The following is a 16609-nucleotide window of genomic DNA, read 5'->3' on the forward strand; positions in this document are numbered from 1 at the left end:
CCTCCTCCTTAATCGAATTTCATGCGCGTGGCTTTCAGATTGACGATGGCCAGCGCGCCCACCAGCAGGAAGATCAGCGTGGCGATTGCCGCCGCAAGACCGAAGTCCTGGCCGCCGCCGCCTTCAAAGGCGATGCGGTAGGTGTAGCTCACCAGCAGGTCGGTATAGCCCGCCGGTGTGGTGGTGCCGATGCGATCCGGCCCGCCGTTGGTCAGCAGTTGGATCAGCACGAAGTTGTTAAAGTTAAAGGCAAAGCTGGCGATCATCAGCGGCGTCAGGGGCTTTATCAGCAGCGGGAAGGTGATGCGGAAAAAGTTCTGTAACGGCCCGGCGCCATCCATTGCCGAGGCTTCATAGAGATCTTCCGGGATCGCTTTCAGCAGACCCATGCAGAGGATCATCATGTAGGGGTAGCCGAGCCAGGTGTTGACGATCACCACCATCGCGCGGGCGGTATTCGGATCGCTAAACCACGCCGGTTTAATGCCGAACAGCGCGCTCAGCATCATGTTGATCTCACCAAAACTCTGGTTGAACAGCCCTTTAAAGATCAGGATCGAGATAAACGACGGCACGGCGTAAGGCAGGATCAGCAGCAGCCGATAGACAGCCTTACCCTTTAGCGACTCCCACTGCACGACGCAGGCCAGCACCATGCCGACCGCTACCGTCAGCACCACGGTGAGGATGGAGAAGATCACCGTCCAGATAAAAATCTCGATAAACGGTTTCTGAATACCTTCATCGGTAAAGACGCGGCTGAAGTTATCCCAGCCGATAGTGACGGTATAACCGGGGCTCAATTTCTCACTGCCCCAGCTGCCGTCAGCGTTAAGCGCCTGGTAGAAGCCGGTCTGGTTGTTCGGGCGATACTTGACGCCGCTCTGGTTATTTAGCAGCGTGCCGTCCTGCTCAACCTGATAGAGCGGACGGGTGCCGGAGAACTGGCGCAGCGAACTCATCGCCACTTTGCTCTCATCCGGCAGTACCGCGGTGAGCTGGTTCAGCCCCTGGCGGTTTTGCGTAATCACACGCAGGTTTGCGCGCTCGCCCGCAGGCAGCGCATCGACCTCTTTAACCTTCAGCTGCTGTTCGCCGCCGGGTTTAAAAGCGTCGGAGAGATAGTGTTTGCCGCTCTCGCCATCCGTCAGCGCTAACTGCCACTTATCCCCGTCCGGATAGAGCCCGAAGTTATAGGCTTTGCCCGCCTGATATGAGCGATCGAGCAGCACCTGCTGCGCGCGCTCCTGGGTGAGCTGATTCGTGCTGCTGTAGTTGGTAAAGGCGATGGCGATGGTGCAAATCAGCGGGAAGAGGACGAACAGCCCCATCCCCGCGAGACCCGGGTAGACATAGCGCCAGGCGTAGGCTTTACGATTGGCAAAAATGTAGAGGCCCGCCGAACTCAGCACGAGCGTGGTGATGGCAAAAAGGTATTCCCCCTGGGCATACATCATGACGACAAGGTAAGCCACCAGCAGCCCGATCACTGCGATGGCGGCCCATGCAACCTGCGAGCTTTGCCACCAGTGGCGTTTTCTTACAACATCCATGGGAGTGTCCTCTCTACACACCATTTTCCACGCCGCTTCGTTGTTGGCGAGGCAGCGTGAAATCTGGCATGTATACAGCCTGTCCAGTTAGCCCTGCTCCGTGAGGAACAGGGCCGTTACGTTCTTACTTAGTGATGCGGCCCTGCGCATCTTTCAGCGCCGCATCTACGGTCTGGCGACCGGTCACGGCATTGAGCACCGCGGTACGGGTGGCGTACCAGAAGGCGGACATTTGCGGGATATTCGGCATGATTTCACCGGTTTTGGCGTTCGCCATGGTGGCGGCGATGCGCGGATCTTTCGCTAACTGATCCTGATAGGATTTCAGCGCTACCGCGCCGAGCGGTTTGTCTTTGTTCACTTCCGCCAGGCCTTCATCGGTCAGCAGGTAGTTTTCAAGGAACTCTTTCGCCAGCTCTTTGTTCGGGCTGGCGGCGTTGATGCCTGCGCTCAGCACGCCGACGAAGGTTTTCGACGGTTTACCGTTGAAGGTTGGCAGCTGCGCGACGCCGTAGTTGATCTTGCTCTTGTCGATATTGGTCCACGCCCACGGCCCGTTGATGGTCATCGCCGTTTCGCCTTTGTTAAACGCGGCTTCGGCAATCGAGTAGTCGGTATCGGCATTAATGTGCTTGTCTTTGATCAGTTTCACCAGGAAACTGAGACCAGCTTTCGCGCCTGCGTTATCCACGCCGACATCTTTCACATCATATTTGCCGTTTTCATACTTAAAGGCGTAACCGCCATCGGCGGCGATCAGCGGCCAGGTAAAGTAGGGCTCTTGCAGGTTGAACATCAGCGCGCTCTTGCCTTTCGCCTTCAGCGCTTTATCCAGCGCCGGGATCTCTTCCCAGGTTTTCGGCGGGTTCGGCACTAAATCTTTGTTATAAATCAGCGACAGGGATTCTACGGAGACCGGGTAGGCGATCAGCTTGCCGTTGTAGCGCACCGCGTCCCAGGTGAAGGGAACCAGTTTGTCCTGGAAGGCTTTGTCCGGCGTCACTTCTGCCAGCAGACCAGATTGTGCGTAGCCACCGAAACGGTCATGCGCCCAGAAGATGATATCCGGGCCGTCGCCAGTCGCTGCAACCTGCGGGAACTTCTCTTCCAGCTTGTCCGGGTGCTCAACGGTCACTTTGATGCCGGTATCTTTCTCGAATTTTTTACCCACTTCGGCCAGGCCGTTATAGCCTTTGTCGCCGTTAATCCAGATAACCAGCTTACCTTCTTCGATTTTGGCAAGGGCAGAGGCGGAGAACATCATCGTTGCCACTGCGGACAATGCGAGGATGCGTGCGCCTGTTTTGATTTTCATATATCCCGTCCTTTAGATGATGTGCTCGTGAATACGCATAAGGTGGTTTGACGGGAGTAGTCTCCTTTTTTGGCAAGCGCTTCTCATCATCCCCGCCCCTACGCCCCTGGGGCGATTTGTGTGATCTCTGTTACAGGGATTTTTGTTATGTGTCGCAGCGCACATAAAAATGCGCCGTTTTTTGCAAAGCCGGTCACGAATTTACCCGCCGCCCGCTCGCCGGGGGGGCAGAGCAGCGCGTCTCATCCTCCCATCTCCTCCCCCATAAAAAACGCAGGGGGTGGAGGATTCGCCGGAAAAATCCTTACGCCATAGTCAGGCCACTTTGAATGTATCCGTTGGTATCAGGTTGTAACGAAGGGAGATGGGGATGGCGAGCGTACAGCTGCGAAATGTCACGAAAGCCTGGGGCGATGTGGTGGTATCGAGAGATATCAGTCTGGACATTCACGAAGGTGAGTTCGTCGTGTTTGTCGGCCCGTCAGGCTGCGGTAAGTCAACGCTGCTGCGCATGATTGCCGGGCTGGAGACGATTACCAGCGGGGATCTGCTGATTGGCGATACCCGCATGAACGACGTGCCGCCCGCTGAGCGCGGTATCGGCATGGTGTTCCAGTCCTATGCGCTCTACCCGCATCTGTCGGTGGCGGACAATATGTCATTCGGCCTCACGCTCGCGGGCGCGAAAAAAGATTTAATCAAATCGCGCGTCACCCAGGTCTCCGAAGTGCTGCAACTCGGGCATCTGCTGGAGCGTAAACCGAAGGCGCTCTCCGGTGGTCAGCGTCAGCGTGTGGCAATTGGCCGTACGCTGGTGGCCGAGCCGCGCGTTTTTCTGCTCGATGAACCCCTCTCTAACCTTGATGCCGCGCTGCGCGTGCAGATGCGTATTGAGATCTCCCGTCTGCACAAGCGCCTGCGCCGCACGATGATTTACGTCACCCACGATCAGGTCGAAGCGATGACGCTGGCGGACAAAATCGTGGTGCTGGACGCCGGGCGCGTGGCGCAGGTCGGCAAGCCGCTGGAGCTTTATCACTACCCGGCAGATCGCTTTGTTGCTGGCTTTATCGGCTCGCCGAAGATGAACTTCCTGCCGGTAAAAGTGACCGCCACGGCGATTGAACAGGTGCAGGTTGAGCTGCCAAACCGCCAGCAGGTGTGGCTGCCGGTTGACAGCGCGAACGTGCAGGTCGGCGCCAATATGTCGCTCGGTATTCGCCCGGAGCATCTGCTGCCCAGCGATATCGCCGATGTCACGCTCTCCGGCACTGTTCAGGTCGTCGAACAGCTTGGTCACGAAACACAGATTCATATCCAGATCCCCGCAATACGTCAGAACCTGGTCTACCGCCAGAACGACGTGGTGCTGGTAGAAGAGGGTGCCACATTCGCCATCGGCTTACCGCCGGAGCGTTGCCATCTGTTCCGTGAAGATGGCACCGCCTGCCGCCGGTTGCATAAAGAACCTGGCGTTTAAGCTACCCCACAAAGAGATTACACAAAGCCATTCGCATGATGTCGAGGCGGCAACGGCATGCACTTTGTGCGCTTACAAACGTAGGCGCACGGGTGAATACGGCAGCCAACAAAGCGTTAGCCGGACGGGGGCGTGTAAAAAAAGAAAAGCAAGCTCTCAGGAGATAGAACGATGATTACTCTGCGCAAAGTTCCTCTGGCAATCGCCATTACGGCAGGCATTTTGTCTGCTCAGGCGGGCGCTGTTGATTTTAAAGGTTATGCACGTTCCGGCATTGGCTGGACCGGCAGCGGCGGCGAGCAGCAGTGCTTCCAGGCCACCGGTGCGGATGCCAAATACCGTCTCGGTAACGAATGCGAAACCTACGCTGAAATTAAATTAGGTCAGGAAGTGTGGAAAGACGCTGATAAAAGCTTCTATTTCGACTCCAATATCGCCTACAAAACCGCTCAGTTGAATGACTGGGAAGACAGCAACACGCCAGCCGTGCGTGAATTTAACGTCGTGGGTAAAAACCTGATCGACGCGCTGCCGGGCGCTAACATGTGGGCCGGTAAACGCTTCTATCAGCGTCATGACGTACACATGATCGACTTCTACTACTGGGATATCTCCGGCCCGGGTGCAGGTCTTGAAAACATTGACGTTGGCATCGGTAAACTCTCTCTGGCCGCGACACGCTCCTCTGAATCCGGCGGCTCTTCTGCCTTCGGCGATCGCGATCCTACGACGGGCATCAGAACCTATAACAACGACGTGCCTAACGATGTGTTCGATGTGCGCTTAGCCGGTCTGCAAACCAACCCGGACGGTGTGCTGGAACTGGGCGTGGATTACGGCCATACCAACATTCCGGATGACTACTACCTCGAGCCGGGCGCTTCGAAAGATGGCTGGATGTTCACCGCTGAACATACCCAGAGCATGATGAAGGGCTACAACAAGTTCGTGGTGCAGTACGCCACCAACTCAATGATTTCTCAGGGTAAAGGCCAGGCGCGTGGCGGCTCTGTGGATAACGACGGTCACCTGATCCGCGTGCTGGATCACGGGGCCATCAACCTCGCAGAGAAGTGGGACCTGATGTATGTCGGTATGTATCAGGATACCGATCGCGATAACAACCGCGGCAACACCTGGTACACCGTGGGCGTGCGTCCGATGTACAAATGGACACCGATCATGAGCACCCTGATGGAAGTGGGCTACGACAATGTGAAGTCTCAGGAAACCGGCGATCGCAACAACCAGTACAAAATCACCCTCGCGCAACAGTGGCAGGCTGGCGACAGCATCTGGTCCCGCCCGGCGATTCGTGTGTTCGCCACCTACGCCAAGTGGGATGAAAAATGGGGTTACGTGAAGACCGATGCTACCGGCAACAGCTCTTCGTTTGCGGCCAGCAACGGCACGATAACACCGTTTGGCACCACCAGCCGTGGTGACAACGACGAGTGGACCTTCGGTGCACAGATGGAAATCTGGTGGTAATCAAGTTTTACCCGCTGTAATGCATGAAAAGAGGGGCGTAAGCCCCTCAATTTTAGGTGAAGCGCGCTATTGCCTGGCTACCGCTCACAACGAAATTAAGGTGATAACAATGAAAATGAAAAAGAGTCTTCTCGCATTGTGCCTCACAGCTGGCCTGCTGGCTGCGCCGATGACCAGCTTCGCGGCGATTAACATCGTGCCGCAGGATCTCTCTGCCGCGCCTGCTATTCCTGCCTCCGCGCTTCAGCAACTGCAGTGGACGCCGGTGAATGCGTCACAAACTGTGACTAACGATATCTCTGCCGCAGGGCAGCGCCTGAATGTCAGCGGCATTAGCGGCCCGGTGATGGCCTACAGCGTGCCAGCCAATATCGGCGAACTGAATATTACGCTCAGCAGCAAAGTCAAAGATGAAAGCGTCTTCGCGCCGAACGTGCTGGTGCTGGATCAGAATCTGTCGCCAGCAGCCTTTTTCCCCTCCAGCTTCTTTGCCTACCAGGAGCCGGGCGTGATGTCCGATAACCGCCTCGAAGGCACCATGAAGCTGACCCCTGCGCTGGGTCAGCAAAAGCTCTACTTATTAGTGTTCACCACGGAAAAAGATCTGCGTCAGACCACACAAATGGTTGACCCGGCGAAAGCCTACGCCAAAGGGAACGGTAACGCGGTGCCTGATATTCCGGATCCGATTGCCCGCCATGCCTCCAGCGGCACACTGGCGCTGAAAGCCAGCACCTCTTCCGCGTCCAGCATTCTTGTTGGCCCGCTGTTTGGCTCCTCGGCACCGAGTGCGGTGACGGTCGGCAACACCGCCGCGCCTGCTTATAACACGCAGCCTGCACCAGCGCCGGTTGCTGCTCCTGCTCCTGCGGCGAAAAGCGAGCCGATGCTCAATGATACCGAGAGCTACTTTAACCGGGCGATCAAACAGGCGGCTGAGAAGGGTGATATCGATAAGGCCCTGAAATTATTGAATGAAGCAGAGCGTCTCGGGTCGAAAACTGCCCGTGCCACTTTTATCAGCAGTGTAAAAGGCAAGGGGTAACGTCTCCCCACGTTGTTGATACTTGCAGTAACTGGTGCGTCGCCAGACGCACCTTTTTTTCCGCCGTGCGCGCGCGCTGTTGCGCAACTGTTGCACGGATGAAAAGCGAATAAACTTTCCCGCCACTCACTCATCGGTTCTGCGATACACTACAGCGACGTTATGTACCGGAGAGTATGGCATGTCACATCCTGCGCTTACGCAATTGCGTGCGCTGCGCTACCTGGACGCAATCCCCGCGCTGGAACCACAACTGCTCGAGTGGCTGTTGCTGGAAGATTCCATGACCAAACGTTTTGAACAACAGGGCAAAAAGGTCACGGTTACGCTAATCCGCGAGGGGTTTGTCACGCCTGATGAGATCGCCGAAGAGCGCGATCATCTGCCCGATGAAGCCCGTTACTGGCTGCGGGAAATCCTGCTCTGCGCCGACGGCGAGCCGTGGCTTGCCGGTCGTACCGTGGTGCCCGAGTCAACCCTGAGCGGCCCGGAACTGGCGCTGCAAAAGCTGGGGAATACGCCGCTGGGGCGATATCTTTTCACCTCTTCTACACTTACGCGTGACTTTATTGATATTGGACGCCACGAGCAGTTATGGGGGCGGCGCTCCCGCCTGCGTCTCGGCGGTAAACCGCTGATGTTGACCGAACTGTTTCTGCCCGCGTCACCGCTGTACTAAGAGGAACTGAAAATGGAGTGGAGTCTCACGCCAACTAAACTGTTGGCCTTTCATCGGCTGATGCGTACGGACAAACCGATTGGTGCGCTGTTACTGCTGTGGCCGACGCTGTGGGCGCTGTGGGTGGCAACACCTGGCGTACCGCCGCTGTGGATTTTGTTAGTGTTTGTCGCCGGCGTCTGGCTGATGCGCGCGGCCGGCTGCGTGGTGAATGATTACGCGGATCGTAAGTTTGATGGGCACGTAAAGCGTACTGCAAATCGTCCTTTGCCGAGCGGCGCGGTGACGGAGAATGAGGCTCGCGGACTGTTTATCATCCTCGTGCTGCTGGCTTTTGCGCTGGTGCTTACCCTCAATCTTATGACCATTCTGCTCTCGGTGGCAGCGCTGGGCCTCGCCTGGATCTACCCGTTTATGAAGCGCTATACGCATCTGCCGCAGGTGGTGCTTGGCGCGGCGTTTGGCTGGTCGATACCGATGGCGTTTGCTGCCGTCAGCGAGTCCGTGCCACTGAGCTGCTGGATTATGTTTTTCGCCAACATCCTGTGGGCGGTGGCCTATGACACCGAATATGCGATGGTCGACCGCGACGATGATGTGAAGATTGGCATCAAGTCGACGGCGATCCTCTTTGGGCGTCACGACAAGCTGATTATCGGCATTTTGCAGGTGCTGGTGATGGCGATGATGGCGGCAGTCGGCTGGCTGAACGGGCTGGGGTGGATCTATTACGCCACCGTGCTGGTCGCCGGGGCGCTGTTTGTTTATCAGCAGGTGTTGATTGCAGGCCGCGAACGCGATGCCTGTTTTAAAGCCTTTCTGAACAATAACTACGTTGGCCTGGTGCTGTTTCTGGGGCTGGCGGTGAGTTATCTGCACGTATAGCGCGGGTTTGTCGGGGTTGTGCGCTCGTGCGCTGAGGTGACGGGTTCGGGCGCTGAGTTGCCGGATGGCGGCTGCGCCTTATCCGGCCTACGAGTTCGGAGCCGCTGAAACCGCGTAGGCCGGATAAGCGTTAGCGCCATCCGGCAACAAACATACTGTTCCAGCGTTACCGCCCAGGCCGGATAAGCGTTAACACGCCATCCGGCGCTTCCCATACAGTTCCAGCGTTACTACGTAGGCCGGATAAGCGTTAGCGCCATCCGGCAACGAACATACTGTTCCAGCGTTACCACCCAGGCCGGATAAGCGTTTACACGCCATCCGTCACTCCGCTTGCGTCGCGCTCTCAATCGTTAAACGCACATCCGATGTCATCAGCTCTGCCAGCATCTGGTAAACGCCAAGCGTGCGCGCCGGATCGGCGTCGCCGGTATCACTGATATAACCCTCATCGCGCAGCGTCAGTACCAGTGTGCTGAAGACCGCTTTATCGAAGAACTCTGGCGCGTTGATGCCGTGCAGCACCGACAGGCGCTGCGCCAGCGTACGGCTCTCTTTCTCCAGCGTACTGCGGTTCATCGTCGGGTTGGCGCTCAGCAGCCAGAAGGTGATGGCATAACGCTGCAGCGTCTCGCGCGCGCCTGCGGCCAGCAGTTGCAGAGTGCGTGAGTGTGCCGGATTGATGCTCAGCAGATCCTCTTTCAGGGTAATCAGCCCCTGGCGCACCAGCTCCTGAATCAGCTTATCCAGCACCTCTGCCAGCTCTGCGTTTTCCCAGCGCAGGAACAGCTCGGCTTTAAGCATCGGGTAGAGAAGCTCAACGTGACGCAGAATTTCGCCGCGTGAGATCGCGCGATGCTGGGTGACAATCGCCGCGATCAGCGACGGCAGCATCAGCATGTGCGCAATGTTGTTACGGTAATAGGTCATCAGCACCGCCTGCTCGCGCGGCAGGATGATGATATCGCCGATGGTGTCCTTCTCGACTTCAAACTTGTTCATCTGCAGCGCGTGAGCGATAAGCTCGGCGGCGCTGGCGGATGGTGCGGTAGAGTCCGGCGAGTAGGGCACATTGCGCATCAGCTCGAGGTAGCAGTTAAGCTGCTCGGTCAGCTGCTCGCGCGTCAGCGAGCGCTGGCGCGAAGCCAGCAGCGCCGTACAGCAGAGGTTCATGGCGTTCGCCGCACCGGCGTTATTGATGCGAACCATCAGATCGGCAGCGATGCTGTTAACCGTCGGCGTCAGCCATGCCGGGCGGATCGCTTCAATCGGATCGATCGATTCACGCCACTCCGGCACATGGTGGTTCAGGTAGTTCATCAGCGGGATCGGCTCGCCGAAGTTCACATAGCCCTGACCGAGATTACGCAGCTTGCTGAGGCCGCGCAGCATCTGCAGCAGGCTCTCTTTCTCTTTCGTCGCGCCGCGCAGCTCTTTGGCGTAGGTGCCGACCTCCATCACATGCTCGTAACCGATATAGATCGGTACCAGCGTGATCGGGCGCGTGCCGCCGCGCAGCATAGCCTGGATAGTCATCGACAGGGTACCGGTTTTCGGATCGAGCAGACGCCCGGTGCGCGAGCGGCCGCCCTCAACGAAATACTCCACCGAATAACCACGGCTGAAGAGCTCGCCCAGATATTCACGGAACACCGTCGAGTAGAGCTTGTTGCCTTTAAAGGTACGGCGAATAAAGAAGGCGCCAAGACGGCGGAAAATCGGGCCGGCGGGCCAGAAGTTGAGGTTGATCCCGGCCGCAATATGCGGCGGCACCAGACCCTGATGGTAAAGCACATAGGAGAGCAGCAGGTAGTCCATGTGGCTGCGGTGGCAGGGCACATAAACAATTTCATGGCCTTCGTGCGCCAGCTGGCGTACGCGCTCGGCGTTGTGCACGTTGATCCCCTGATAGAGCCGGTTCCACGTAAAGCCGAGGATACGGTCGGTCAGGCGAATCATCTCGTACGAGAAGTTAGCGGCAATCTCTTCCATCAGCGCGATAGCGTTCTGCTGCGCCTTATCGTGGGAGATCTTTTTGCTGCGCGCTTCATCTTCCACCGCACGGGCAATCGCTTTAGACGACAAAAGCTTATTGAAGAGATCCTGGCGCGCCGGCAGACGTGGGCCAACGGCGGCCAGACGCTGACGGGCGAAGTGCATACGCGCCACGCGCGCCAGTTTCTGCGCGATGATCTTATCCGTACCATGTTCGGTCGCCATGCGGCGCAGCGAAACCGGCGGGGAGAAGCGCACAAAGCTGTCGCGGCCAAGCCACGAAACAGCGAAGAATTTCTGCACACCGTTGAGCATGCGCAACGGCGGGTTGATTTCACCCTTTTCACGCCCCGGCGAGCGGCCAAACATCACCGATACCGGCACCATCTGCACATCCAGATCGGGATGGCTGCGGTGTAAATCCAGATAGTCGTGGAACAGTTTGATCGACTCTTCTTTCGGCGTGTAATAGGTGAATACGCGCGGGCCGCCGTGAATAAACACGTAGCGTGGCAGCAGCGCGCCATCGATCTCCAGCGGTTCGAGGGGATCGGGTAATTCATGCACCAGGCACTGCTCGCGCAAGGTCATTAAGTCAGCCTTTGAGTTGTAAGGCAGCACGTACATAATAGGACGTGATGTGTCGAGCCCCAGTTCCTGTGCAGGTTCTGCGGGGATCGATTTACTTTTTACCAGCACGCTTAATGGTAAGTTCAGTAATTTGTAGTAAATTCGTGGCCAGCCGGACATAAAGGGTGTAAAGCCTCTGGTTATTAATAGTGCCATTGCGCCGCAAGAATATCAGAAAGCACGCATAATTTCTGTGGTACCGCTGCGTGTACCACTACTCATTGACGCTTAATAGTTAAAAAGGTTCTTTTCATGGCCAATAATACCACCGGTTTTATCCGGATCATTAAAGCCGCAGGATATTCGTGGAAAGGCGTCCGCGCAGCCTGGATTAATGAAGCTGCATTTCGCCAGGAGGGCGTCGCCGTTGTCCTGGCTATTATTATCGCTGCATTTTTGGATATTGATGTCATCACTCGCGTCCTGCTTATTGGCTCGGTCACGCTGGTGATGATTGTCGAAATCCTCAACAGCGCTATCGAAGCGGTTGTGGACCGTATCGGCTCTGAGTTCCATGAGCTTTCCGGCCGGGCAAAAGATATGGGCTCGGCAGCGGTGCTGATGACAATCTTACTGGCGGTCTTTACCTGGGTCTCGCTTCTTTGGTCACATTTTCGATAGCGTTTCCATAATTCTATAACACTCTGGATTTTTGCTTAAATGTGGTTTCAAAATCGCCGTTGACTGTATATACTCACAGCATAACTGTATATACACCCAGGGGGCGGGATGAAAGCATTAACGGCCAGGCAGCAAGAGGTGTTCGATCTGATTCGCGATCGCATCACCCAAACCGGTATGCCACCGACGCGTGCGGAAATCGCACAGCAATTGGGGTTCCGTTCCCCAAATGCAGCCGAAGAACACCTTAAAGCGCTGGCGCGCAAAGGGGTGATCGAAATCGTATCTGGTGCATCGCGCGGTCTGCGCCTGCTTCTGGAAGAAGAGAACGATATTGGTCTGCCGCTGATCGGTCGCGTCGCTGCGGGTGAGCCGCTGCTGGCACAGCAGCATATCGAAAGCCACTATCAGGTCGATCCGAATCTCTTTAAACCGCATGCTGACTTCCTGCTGCGCGTTAGCGGGATGTCGATGAAAGATATCGGTATTATGGACGGCGATCTGCTGGCGGTGCATAAAACCCAGGATGCGCGTAATGGCCAGGTTATCGTGGCCCGTATCGAAGATGAAGTGACGGTGAAGCGCCTGAAAAAACATGGCAATACCGTTGAGCTGCTGGCAGAAAACAGCGACTTTTCCCCGATTGTGGTCGATCTGCGCAAGCAGAACTTCACCATTGAAGGGCTGGCAGTCGGCGTGATCCGTAACGGTGAATGGCTGTAACGCCTCTTTTCTCTGCTGTGGCGCCCTGTTACGCGCCGCAGCGCCACGCTTCCTACCTTTAACGACGCTTACGCTATGCCGCTGTTAACCGCATCCGATAAAGCTTTGTGGCGGCTTGCGCTGCCGATGATTTTATCCAATATCACCGTTCCCCTGCTGGGATTAGTTGATACGGCGGTGATTGGTCATCTGGATAGTCCCGTCTACCTTGGCGGCGTGGCGATTGGCGCAACGGCAACCAGCTTCCTCTTTATGCTGCTGCTGTTTCTGCGTATGAGCACCACCGGGCTGACCGCCCAGGCATTTGGTGCGAAAAATCCTTCTGCACTCTCACGTGCGCTCGTCCAGCCTCTGCTGCTGGCGCTCGGCGCAGGGGTTGTCATTGCGCTGTTACGCACGCCGCTTATCGACCTGGCGCTGCATATTACCGGCGGCAGCGAGGCGGTGCTGGAGCAGGCCCGGCGCTTCCTTGCCATTCGCTGGCTTAGCGCGCCCGCCTCGCTGGGCAATATGGTGCTGCTTGGCTGGCTGCTCGGCGTGCAGTATGCCCGTGCACCGGTGATACTGCTGGTGGTCGGCAACCTCTTCAATATCGTTCTCGATCTCTGGCTGGTGATGGGCCTGCATATGAATGTGCAGGGCGCTGCGCTCGCCACGGTTATCGCGGAATATGTCACCTTCTTTATCGGCTTGTTGATGGTGTGGCAGGTTTTACGCCGACAGGCTATCTCGCTCGTGATGCTGAAATCCGCCTGGCGCGGCGGCGTTCGCCGTTTGCTGGCGCTCAATCGCGATATCATGCTGCGCTCGCTGCTGCTGCAACTCTGCTTTGGATCCATCACCGTGCTGGGTGCGCGTCTTGGCAGCGAAACGGTCGCCGCCAACGCGGTGCTGATGATGTTCCTCACTTTTACCGCCTACGCGCTGGACGGCTTTGCCTATGCCGTTGAAGCCCACTCCGGCCAGGCTTACGGCGCGCGCGATAGCAGCCAGTTGCTGCACGTCTGGCGCGCGGCCTGTCGGCAGGCAGGGTTTGTGGCGCTCGCTTTTGCCCTTAGCTACGCGCTGGCGGGCAGCACGATTATTGCGCTACTGACCTCCATTCCTGAACTGCAGGCGGTTGCCGGACACTATCTCATCTGGCAGGTGGTACTGCCGCTGGTGGGGGTGTGGTGCTATTTGCTCGACGGCATGTTTGTGGGTGCAACGCGCGCGGCTGAAATGCGTAACAGTATGGCGGTTGCCGCTGCCGGTTTTGGCCTGACCCTGCTGACGGTGCCGTGGCTTGGCAACCACGGTTTATGGCTCTCTCTGGGCGTTTTCCTTGCGCTGCGCGGCATTACGCTGGCGCTGATCTGGCGTCATCACTGGCGCAACGGCAGCTGGTTTGCCAATGCCGACAATGCATGAAGATCTGCGGCTTCGTCTGGCATCTATGGTTAAAGATTCCGAATAAAAAACCGAACGCCGAATCCTTATCTACAATAATTAATACGTTCAGCACGCAAGAACGTCATTTTAACCGAACGATAAGGAGTCAATTATGAACAAAGACGAAGTCGGCGGTAACTGGAAACAGTTTAAAGGCACTGTTAAAGAGAAATGGGGCAAATTGACCGATGACGACATGACCGTCATTGAAGGTAAACGTGACCAGCTGGTAGGTAAAATCCAGGAGCGTTACGGTTACGCGAAAGACGAAGCGGAGAAGGAAGTTACGGATTGGGAAACTCGTAACGAATACCGCTGGTAGCCAACACTTCCCCCTCAAGTGTATTAACCCTCACAGGCTACCCTGCCCGTAGGTACAAGGATGTACCTCCCTAATCCCTTCATCTTTCACGTTTTATCGGCGTTGGCTGCATTCGCTCACATAGGTCACATACTTATGTATGCTCCCTATGATTCACTCATTTGCCGCCTTGCTAAAACGCGAAATCTTTTGGGATTACTTTCTGAAACAGAAACAGAAACAGAAACAGAAACAGAAAAAGAAAAGTAAAAATCTCTAACGCGGTTTCTTCTTCACCTGCAGGCTGTGATCGTGCTGGCAATGGTCGTGATGACGGCAGGCTTCGACTTCCACGCAGGCAGCGCATAAACCGTGGGCTTCAATCACGTTATGGCGCAGGGCAAAGCCCATCTTCGCTGCCAGCGCGTGCATAATATCTTCCACGCCTTCCGCCTGCTCCTCTTTAACCGCGCCGCAGCGGTCGCAGATAAACATCGCAGAAGTGTGCGTCGGCTGATCGAAGAGATGGCACAGCACGTAACTGTTCGTGGACTCCACCTTGTGCACAAAACCCTGCTCAAGCAGAAAATCGAGCGCGCGATAAACCGTGGGCGGCTTCGCCTGGGGTTCGCTTTCCCGCAGCAGGTCGAGCAGATCGTAGGCGCTGATGGCGCTCTTTTGCAGGCTCAGCAAACGTAAAACTTCCAGACGCTGTGGAGTCAGGCGCACGTTGCGCTGCGCGCACAGCTTTTCAGCCTGCACTAACATCTCTTGCGAAGTGGTCTTATCCATAGGCGCTCTCGGGTTGGTGAAAAGATGAAGCTTCACACTTTACCATGTCCTGCCTGAAACGCCGAGACCGCCAACTTTAAAGACACTTTCGGAACTTTCCTTCCCGAAACGGTTTTCCTCTTCTATAAATAGTGAGTGCCATCACTATAAATATGAACCGGCCGCCCTGAGCGTTCGGAAGAGGTAGTGCCTTTTTCTACTGTTATTCACAGCAATATAAATTCCTGTTTGTGCGCAAACTAACAGGCTTAAATACTCATCTGGCTACGAGAACATACTGTGAAAATAAATGCGAAACTTTCGGTGGTCGCCATTGCTGTCTCCTTTTTTATGGCAAATCAGGCGGGAGCAGCCAATACATGGGCAGAAGCGCGTAACGATGCAATGGGTGGAACGGGCGTCGCATCGGCAAACTATGGCAGTGGAGCACTGATCAACCCGGCGTTGCTGGCGAAGGGGCAACCGGAAGATGATGTCACCATTATTCTGCCAAGCGTACAGGCACAAATTTCAGATAAGGACAATCTGCGCGACGAAATTGATTACATCAATGACAAAGTCGATCAGTATAAAGATGTCGTCGATAATCTGACGGCGCGGGATATTATTACCAACCCGTTTGGCACCATCGATCAATTCCAGAATGCGGCCAAAGATTTGGGTGACGAGCTGGTTAAGCTGCGTGGCAAAACCGCGCAGGCAAAAGCGGCAGCCGGTATTGCGGTCAGCATCCCTAACGATGTGCTCTCTGCGGCTTTCGTGACCAAAGCCTACGCCCACGCGCGCGTAAGCTCCAATATCGATCAGCAGGATATTGATTACCTGCGCAGCATTCAAAACAGCGATGCCGTTGCGGTGCGTGAAGCGCTGGGCGCGGCGCTGTCGCCAAATGGCAGCGATGAGATCACCCGTAACCTGAACTCCACCGCTTCCGGGCGTGGCGCGATTGTTACCGACTTTGGCGTGGCGCTGGCACACCAGTTTGACGCGGGCGGCATTCCGCTCTCCGTTGGCGTAACGCCGAAGCTGCAAAAAGTGTGGGTCTACAACTACACGGCGTCGATTTATGACTACGACAGCGATGACTGGAACAGCAGCCGCTACCGCCGCGATGACACCGGCTTCAACGTTGACGTGGGCCTGGCCGCCGACCTCAATGAAAACGTGACGCTCGGTTTGACCGGTCAGAACCTGATCTCGCGTAACATTGACACTCAGGACGCCATCATCCGTAACGGCAGAACGGGCGAAGTGCGTAACTACAAAGATACCTACCAGATTAGCCCGATCGTCACCGCCGGTGCCGCCTGGCATAACGAGCTGGTAACGCTGAGTGCTGACGGCGATCTGACTGAAACCAAAGGCTTTAAGAGCGAGAAGAACTCACAGTATGTCGGCGTCGGGGCTGAAGTGCGTCCGCTTAACTGGCTGGCCGTGCGTGCCGGTTACCGCGCTGATGTGAAAGGCGATGATAAAGATGTCTTCACCGCTGGTGTTGGCTTCTCGCCGTTCAACCGCGTTCATCTCGATCTGATGGGGCTGGTGGGCGAAGATGAAACCTGGGGTGCTGGTGCGCAGCTGAGCCTGACATTCTAAGGATTAACCGGAGGCGCTGCGCCTCCGGTTTTGCCTGTGCTATAGTAGCGCCCCTTTTTCTTTTGATGTTCA

14 protein-coding genes are annotated in these 16609 nt (G+C 56.2%); 10 read left to right on the top strand and 4 right to left on the bottom strand.

Annotation, left to right across the window (positions count from 1 at the left end; all coding sequences use genetic code 11):
- Nucleotides 1-8: 8 nt before the first annotated feature.
- A complete protein-coding gene (gene malF / locus ACWPW2_RS00350; RefSeq protein ID WP_454121239.1) occupies nucleotides 9-1553 on the bottom strand; it encodes a maltose ABC transporter permease MalF in 1545 nt (514 codons plus the stop codon).
- Between the two features lie 124 nt (nucleotides 1554-1677).
- The gene (gene malE, locus ACWPW2_RS00355; protein WP_454121240.1) at nucleotides 1678-2868 is read right to left on the bottom strand and encodes a maltose/maltodextrin ABC transporter substrate-binding protein MalE; all 1191 of its coding nucleotides are present in this window, start codon (nucleotides 2866-2868) and stop codon (nucleotides 1678-1680) included.
- Nucleotides 2869-3238: 370 nt separating this feature from the next.
- Between malE and malK the strand changes: the two genes are divergently transcribed.
- The 5 genes from malK (at nucleotide 3239) to ubiA (ending at nucleotide 8448) form a co-directional block, all read left to right on the top strand.
- Nucleotides 3239-4348, top strand: coding sequence for a maltose/maltodextrin ABC transporter ATP-binding protein MalK (malK, locus tag ACWPW2_RS00360; protein WP_023478364.1), 1110 nt, complete (start codon nucleotides 3239-3241; stop codon nucleotides 4346-4348).
- Between the two features lie 171 nt (nucleotides 4349-4519).
- The gene (locus tag ACWPW2_RS00365) at nucleotides 4520-5839 is read left to right on the top strand and encodes a maltoporin (protein ID WP_023478404.1); all 1320 of its coding nucleotides are present in this window, start codon (nucleotides 4520-4522) and stop codon (nucleotides 5837-5839) included.
- 109 nt (nucleotides 5840-5948) lie between these two features.
- Nucleotides 5949-6884, top strand: coding sequence for a maltose operon protein MalM (gene malM / locus ACWPW2_RS00370; protein WP_454121241.1), 936 nt, complete (start codon nucleotides 5949-5951; stop codon nucleotides 6882-6884).
- A 181-nt stretch (nucleotides 6885-7065) separates the two neighbouring features.
- On the top strand, nucleotides 7066-7563 hold the full coding sequence (gene ubiC, locus ACWPW2_RS00375; protein WP_023478465.1) for a chorismate lyase: 498 nt from the start codon (nucleotides 7066-7068) through the stop codon (nucleotides 7561-7563).
- Nucleotides 7564-7575: 12 nt separating this feature from the next.
- Nucleotides 7576-8448, top strand: coding sequence for a 4-hydroxybenzoate octaprenyltransferase (gene ubiA, locus ACWPW2_RS00380; RefSeq protein WP_023478407.1), 873 nt, complete (start codon nucleotides 7576-7578; stop codon nucleotides 8446-8448).
- Nucleotides 8449-8772: 324 nt separating this feature from the next.
- Here the strand turns inward: ubiA and plsB are convergent, their stop codons facing one another.
- A complete protein-coding gene (gene plsB, locus ACWPW2_RS00385) occupies nucleotides 8773-11193 on the bottom strand; it encodes a glycerol-3-phosphate 1-O-acyltransferase PlsB (protein WP_454121243.1) in 2421 nt (806 codons plus the stop codon).
- Between the two features lie 132 nt (nucleotides 11194-11325).
- On the opposite strand from plsB, the gene ACWPW2_RS00390 reads away from it, so the two are divergent.
- The 4 genes from ACWPW2_RS00390 (at nucleotide 11326) to ACWPW2_RS00405 (ending at nucleotide 14170) form a co-directional block, all read left to right on the top strand.
- Nucleotides 11326-11694, top strand: coding sequence for a diacylglycerol kinase (locus ACWPW2_RS00390; protein WP_454121244.1), 369 nt, complete (start codon nucleotides 11326-11328; stop codon nucleotides 11692-11694).
- A gap of 108 nt (nucleotides 11695-11802) precedes the next feature.
- On the top strand, nucleotides 11803-12417 hold the full coding sequence (lexA, locus tag ACWPW2_RS00395) for a transcriptional repressor LexA (RefSeq protein ID WP_023478391.1): 615 nt from the start codon (nucleotides 11803-11805) through the stop codon (nucleotides 12415-12417).
- Nucleotides 12418-12492: 75 nt separating this feature from the next.
- Entirely contained in the window at nucleotides 12493-13827 is a 1335-nt protein-coding gene (dinF, locus tag ACWPW2_RS00400) for an MATE family efflux transporter DinF (protein ID WP_454121245.1), read from the top strand.
- A gap of 133 nt (nucleotides 13828-13960) precedes the next feature.
- Nucleotides 13961-14170: a CsbD family protein gene (locus tag ACWPW2_RS00405; RefSeq protein ID WP_023478538.1), complete on the top strand. Its 210-nt coding sequence runs from the start codon at nucleotides 13961-13963 to the stop codon at nucleotides 14168-14170.
- 255 nt (nucleotides 14171-14425) lie between these two features.
- Here ACWPW2_RS00405 and zur read toward each other — a convergent pair whose 3' ends face one another.
- Nucleotides 14426-14941, bottom strand: a complete 516-nt coding sequence (zur, locus tag ACWPW2_RS00410; protein ID WP_023478461.1) for a zinc uptake transcriptional repressor Zur — start codon at nucleotides 14939-14941, stop codon at nucleotides 14426-14428.
- A 330-nt stretch (nucleotides 14942-15271) separates the two neighbouring features.
- Between zur and traF the strand changes: the two genes are divergently transcribed.
- Entirely contained in the window at nucleotides 15272-16537 is a 1266-nt protein-coding gene (gene traF / locus ACWPW2_RS00415; protein ID WP_454123551.1) for a conjugal transfer protein TraF, read from the top strand.
- Nucleotides 16538-16609 lie beyond the last annotated feature (72 nt).

Source organism: Kosakonia sp. Marseille-Q7440, from assembly GCF_965119485.1.

Coding starts and splice junctions, on each gene's coding strand:
- malF (WP_454121239.1), bottom strand. CDS start 1,553: ATGGATGTTGTAAGAAAACGCCACTGGTGGCAAAGCTCGCAGGTTGCA.
- malE (WP_454121240.1), bottom strand. CDS start 2,868: ATGAAAATCAAAACAGGCGCACGCATCCTCGCATTGTCCGCAGTGGCA.
- malK (WP_023478364.1), top strand. CDS start 3,239: ATGGCGAGCGTACAGCTGCGAAATGTCACGAAAGCCTGGGGCGATGTG.
- ACWPW2_RS00365 (WP_023478404.1), top strand. CDS start 4,520: ATGATTACTCTGCGCAAAGTTCCTCTGGCAATCGCCATTACGGCAGGC.
- malM (WP_454121241.1), top strand. CDS start 5,949: ATGAAAATGAAAAAGAGTCTTCTCGCATTGTGCCTCACAGCTGGCCTG.
- ubiC (WP_023478465.1), top strand. CDS start 7,066: ATGTCACATCCTGCGCTTACGCAATTGCGTGCGCTGCGCTACCTGGAC.
- ubiA (WP_023478407.1), top strand. CDS start 7,576: ATGGAGTGGAGTCTCACGCCAACTAAACTGTTGGCCTTTCATCGGCTG.
- plsB (WP_454121243.1), bottom strand. CDS start 11,193: ATGTCCGGCTGGCCACGAATTTACTACAAATTACTGAACTTACCATTA.
- ACWPW2_RS00390 (WP_454121244.1), top strand. CDS start 11,326: ATGGCCAATAATACCACCGGTTTTATCCGGATCATTAAAGCCGCAGGA.
- lexA (WP_023478391.1), top strand. CDS start 11,803: ATGAAAGCATTAACGGCCAGGCAGCAAGAGGTGTTCGATCTGATTCGC.
- dinF (WP_454121245.1), top strand. CDS start 12,493: ATGCCGCTGTTAACCGCATCCGATAAAGCTTTGTGGCGGCTTGCGCTG.
- ACWPW2_RS00405 (WP_023478538.1), top strand. CDS start 13,961: ATGAACAAAGACGAAGTCGGCGGTAACTGGAAACAGTTTAAAGGCACT.
- zur (WP_023478461.1), bottom strand. CDS start 14,941: ATGGATAAGACCACTTCGCAAGAGATGTTAGTGCAGGCTGAAAAGCTG.
- traF (WP_454123551.1), top strand. CDS start 15,272: ATGGCAAATCAGGCGGGAGCAGCCAATACATGGGCAGAAGCGCGTAAC.